At 32.4% G+C, this 1,635-nt stretch carries 1 protein-coding gene; it reads right to left on the bottom strand.

Features of this window, described 5'->3' with window-relative positions:
• Positions 1 to 12 precede the first annotated feature (12 nt).
• Complete coding sequence (locus LV85_RS21935) at positions 13 to 972, bottom strand: hypothetical protein (protein WP_111323491.1); 960 nt, start codon at positions 970 to 972, stop codon at positions 13 to 15.
• Positions 973 to 1,635: the final 663 nt, after the last annotated feature.

Below are 1,635 nucleotides of genomic sequence, written 5' to 3'. Positions count from 1 at the left end.
CACGTTCCCTTTTCATTCATCAAGGACTTTAAATGAGTTGAAGAATTGATCCCCCATTTTTTTATAAATATCTTCATTTTCTTTAACTATTGGATACCTGTTTCTTAACCAATAAGTGGACCTTTTTCCCACTAGAATTTTATCTAAAACTATTTCATTTCCTAAAGTGTCTTGACTATAGGATTCAAAAATTGCTTTTGGATGAGGTAAATCTCCATTTACTATTATATCAGCCTGACCTTCAGCAAAAAGAAGATCTACTAAATAACTTTCAATCGCTACTGTATCAATACTTAAAAAGCCCATGTCAACTACCCAAAATTTATTATCATATTTTTCAAGCTTATAACCATTAAGATATTCATTATCAATGGAAACCTTAAATTCTTTGGGTTCATCTGGAAAGTAAACTTTAATCTTTTCAGTCTCTTGAAAAAACTGATTATCAATAGATTTATAAAGAATAGAATCTATCTTATATTCCCAATAATTTTGTTGAGTTTCGTTCAGGCTGTGATTTGTCTCATTATCATACAACTTTTGATATTTCGGCATTAAACTCCAATTCCTTAAAGCTAATCGATTGGCTTCATCAACACTCAAATTCTTTTGCAAAATCTTTTCATTCAAATCAGCTAAAAGTGCATAGGCAAGCTTAAGATGATATGCTTCATGTTTAATTAACTTTTTAGAAATTCGGTTCTTTTTAATGTAAGATTGAAATTTATCCATTTCAACAATTACCCTGATTTCTGGACTGGTAATTACTTTAGCACGATAGAAAATTTCTGCCTGCCGCCCTCCATAAAAAGGTGGTTCCCCAAGAAAATCTTCGGCTTTTAGAACAGAACCTTCATTCCAAACTTTATATCGGTCTGGATTTGAACTCCTACTAAAAATTTCTATTGAAAGGGATATCAACAACAATACAAAGCAAATCAATATCCCTAGTAATTTCTGGTTCTTTAACATACTCTAATTTTAAAGACCCTGAGCAAAACTTGATTAATAATTGAAAATCCTATTTCAGCCAGTAAAACGGCTGTAAATGAGGCAATCATTAGATTTGTATAACTTCCAATTCTATGAAATTTACCAACAATCTTCAAACTCAAACTTGCTATGATTACGATCCAAACTATTGTGATGACATCATGCAAAAGTCTTCCAAAAATTCTATTTCTTCTTTTATGTTCTAAATAATAAAGCCTATGCTTTATAAAAACAGGAACGAAGATAATCAGTCCAAACAAGATGTAGTATGAATCAAATAATCTGATCTGCTTTAATAAAAAGATGAGAGATACCATCATTATGGCAGATAAAAACGAGGATAAAATATCCCTGTATGACAGTGTTCTTAAAAACTTCATATAATAATTACAACTCTCGATAGAAGTATTGACTTTCTTTAATGTGCTTTAACGGTTGGGCTATGCGTAGTGCGGGTTTAAAGAGCACTCCACTGTCCGCCTACCGATATTTTTGTTAATATTCATTCATTTTCAATTTAGCACCAAACCCGCATTACGTATAGCTGTTGTGTGTGCCCAGCATGGGCATCTGGTATCGAAGATATCAAATTATTCCAGAGGGTGAAAGTCCCTTATGTGCGGGGGTAACATCCCGAAGCAT

The organism is Algoriphagus chordae (assembly GCF_003254055.1).
GTDB classification, from domain to species: domain Bacteria; phylum Bacteroidota; class Bacteroidia; order Cytophagales; family Cyclobacteriaceae; genus Algoriphagus; species Algoriphagus chordae.
Note: the sequence above shows the minus strand (reverse complement) of the source record. Positions and strands in the feature narration are given on the sequence as shown.

Excerpts from the sequence above, each read along its gene's own strand:
- LV85_RS21935 (WP_111323491.1), bottom strand. The coding sequence starts at position 972 with ATGTTAAAGAACCAGAAATTACTAGGGATATTGATTTGCTTTGTATTG.